Below are 961 nucleotides of genomic sequence, written 5' to 3' on the forward strand. Positions count from 1 at the left end.
GGGACTCGAAGTTCATCTCGAAGGCGTGCGTGTTGTTGCCGACGGACTTGGCGCGAAGGCGCCCTTCGCGCGCCAGGCGGGCTTCAAGTTCCGTTTCCGGCAGCGCGTTCAGCAGGCCCGCCATGGCGAGCGGGATGCGGGCCTCGCGGATGAAATCCGCCATGATGCGGTCGATGTCGGCGGGCTCGTTGTCGAATCCCACGATCAGGCCCGTGCAAATCTCCATGCCTGCGCTCTGTATCTTCTCGATCTGCGCCAGGAGTTTGGCAGGCGTGTTGTGCGCGCGAAAGTCGGTGTTAAGGATCTTGTGGGTCTCGACCAGCGAGGCTTCGTGGGGCGTCTCGATACCGACGAAGACCATGTCGAAGCCTGCTTCGTGCATCAGTGCCAGCAGTTCGTCGTCGTCGGCCATGGAAATGGTCGCCTCGGTGTACAGTCGGAACGGGTAGCCGTACGTCCGCTGCCACTGCACCAGCGCCGGCAAGACCTCTCCGATGACGGCCTTCTTGTTGCCGATGAAGTTGTCGTCGACGACAAATAGCGCGCCTTCAAAACCCACCGCGCGGATGGCGTCGAGTTCGGCCAGCAGCCGGGAAACGCCCTTCAGGCGCGGCTTGCGCCCGTACTGGGTCCAGATATCGCAGAACTCGCATCCCACCGGACAGCCCCGGCTGATCTGCACGGCCATGGAGCCGTAGCGGCGGTGGTCGAGCAGATCGAAGCGCGGCACTGTCGTCTGCGCAAGCGCGGGGCGCTCTCCCACAATCAGCGAGACGTCGCCCGCAAAGTGCGCACGGATGCGCGCGGCCTTTTTCTCGTCGGTGACGTGCCCGTAGGCTCTGCGGGCACAGCCGGCCGACCAGTCGGCCACGAATTGTGCCAGACCGTGCTCGGCTTCTCCGATGAAATAGTGGTCTGCCCCGCGTACCTGCTCGAATCCCGTATTTACCAGGGGCCCGCC

Annotated in this window: 1 protein-coding gene; it reads right to left on the reverse strand. The window is 64.1% G+C overall.

Annotated features, from left to right (window positions below; genetic code table 11):
• Positions 1-871, reverse strand: an 871-nt coding sequence (locus L6Q96_23160; protein MCK6557449.1) for a radical SAM protein, incomplete at its 3' end; no start/stop codon positions are given.
• Between the last annotated feature and the right edge of the window lie 90 nt (positions 872-961).

Source organism: Candidatus Binatia bacterium (assembly GCA_023150935.1).
GTDB lineage: Bacteria > Desulfobacterota > Binatia > HRBIN30 > HRBIN30 > JAKLJW01.